This is a genomic window from Mycolicibacterium arseniciresistens (assembly GCF_030519285.1).
Lineage (GTDB): Bacteria > Actinomycetota > Actinomycetes > Mycobacteriales > Mycobacteriaceae > Mycobacterium > Mycobacterium arseniciresistens.
The window spans coordinates 1-1,968 of the sequence record NZ_JAUMSQ010000506.1 but is presented as its reverse complement, the minus strand read 5'-3'; the positions used below and the strand labels follow the sequence as shown (position 1 = coordinate 1,968).

At 72.1% G+C, this 1,968-nt stretch carries 2 protein-coding genes and 1 pseudogene; all 3 read right to left on the bottom strand.

The window, feature by feature from the left end; genetic code table 11:
* On the bottom strand, positions 1 to 520 hold a 520-nt coding region (locus tag Q2100_RS31065), incomplete at its 3' end, for a type VII secretion target (protein WP_302917100.1).
* Positions 521 to 599: 79 nt separating this feature from the next.
* A complete protein-coding gene (locus tag Q2100_RS31060; protein ID WP_302917099.1) occupies positions 600 to 1,001 on the bottom strand; it encodes an ESX-1 secretion-associated protein in 402 nt (133 codons plus the stop codon).
* Positions 1,002 to 1,087: 86 nt separating this feature from the next.
* Positions 1,088 to 1,968 (bottom strand): annotated as a pseudogene (locus tag Q2100_RS31055) (AAA family ATPase); the annotation flags it as partial.

Genomic DNA, 1,968 nt, shown 5'->3' with positions numbered 1-1,968 from the left:
CGGCGGCGGTCTCGGCTCCGGCGCCGGTGGCCGTCTCGACGATGCCCTGCACGCCCTGGAGCACCTGCGCCGGGATCTGGCCGAGCCCGGCGACGGCCTGACCGGCCGTCTGCGCGAGCTGACTCACCTGCTGGCCGGCCTGCTGGCTGAGTTGGCTGAGCATCTGACCCGCACCCGACGATGCGCTGTTCGCGGACGACGGCGATCCCGTCGAACCCGCCGCGGCGTTGATCGCCTCCGCACCCTGCTGGTCGCCCTGTTCGTAGAGGCCCGCCGATTTGAGCAGACCCTCCGCCAGCTGCTGGGCCTTGGACGTCGTCGAGGTCAGTGCGCCGCCGCGGGCGCCGAGCAGATCGCCGAGCGCAGTCGTCACACCCGAGGCGATGTTGCCGTAGGTCGTGGAGACCGCGGAGATGTCGGGGGTGTTCGCAGAGACCTGTGAGACGGCATCGGCGACGTCTCCATGCTGCTGGGAGTAGGTGCGCAGGCTCCCCAGTTGGACGGACAGCGACCCTGACATGTGTCACTCTTTCGGTTCGACGGCGACGTGCAGCAATATTAAAGCCGCACGGTCACTGCTCGTCGCACCAATGTGACGGTCAGCGGAGGCGACCGCCAGGGACCGGCAGGGGAGCGGGCGCGTCGGGCACCGGGACCGTGGTGACGTCCGGGAACGGGAAGTCCAGACCGTCGCCCCAGGCGGCTCGGATCCTCTGTGCCCCGTCGTCGTCCACCCCGTCGTACGTGCGCGCCGCCGTGCGCAACATCTCCGCGATCGCGTCGCCGCTGCCTGCGGTTGTCTGCAGGCTTCCCAGGCGCGCGCCGAGCAGTTCCTTCAGCGCGGCCTGCATGCCGAATCCGATGGTGCCGTGCGTCGACGCCACCCCGGCCGCGTCGGGAGCGCGCTCGGCCGCCCGGGCGATGTCGGTGGCGACGTCGGCGTGGGCACGTGAGAACGCGCGCAGATCGCCGGTTTCGACGGACAACGGCTCACTGCTCACGACGCACCTCCTGGCTCGGCTGGTGTGTCGAGCTTAAGCGCGAGCTGTGGGCGCGATGTGCACCAATTTCGATGGGCGGCGCGAACCTACGACGGACGGGATGCCGTCGCCTGACGACGCGCATCGCGCGCGGCGCCGCGCATCCCGACCGCATCGAATTCTGCGGCGACCGCGTCCAGCGCCGAATGGTCCCCTGCAGTCAGAGCTTTGGCGTACTCGAGGGTGAGCCTGCCGAGTACGCAACTCACGTCCAGCCGCGCGAGCGTGTCGGCCGCCCGCGTGTCGCCCAGCCGCACCGCGTCCAGCAGCGCCCGCAGCGCCATCGCCGTCTGCCCGCCCCGCTCCGCCGTCTTGGCCGCGTCCCTCGCGGCCGCCACCGCCGCGTGCACGTCCCGGCGCGCGTGGTGCGTCCACGCGCGGGCCAGCATCAGTTCCGGAGCGAACAGCATCGACTTGAGGCCGTGCCGGGACTCCGCGCGCGCCAGGGTCTTTCCCGCCTCGACCGTCGCGCCCTGCTGACCGAGGGCCTGGGTCAACAACATCCACGCCAGCGACGCCCATGAGTATCCGGTCGGTGTCAGTTCCGCCGTGGCGCGGCGCAGCAGTTCGGTGGCGGTGTCCAGGTCACCCTGGGCGATCAGCACGTCGGCGAGGACCACCTCGCCGATCGCCCGGCCCGGCTGCTGCAGCTGCGCGTCATCGGCCAGCTCCCGCGCCAGCTCCGCGGCCCGCTGCAGCTCGCCGGCCATCAGCAGCGCGGTGGTCTGGCCGAAGCCACTGGTGAAGCGCAACAGGCCCGGATGGTCGGCGGCCTGCGCCCGCTCGGCCATCGCGTCCACCTCGGCGAATCGGCCGAGCCTGGCGCAGGCGAGTGCGGCGGCCGAGGCCGCCCAGCCCACCGCCGTGCCGTCGGCCTCGGGCGTCGCCAACACCTCGGTGGCGATCTCCACCGCCCGGGCCGGCGTCC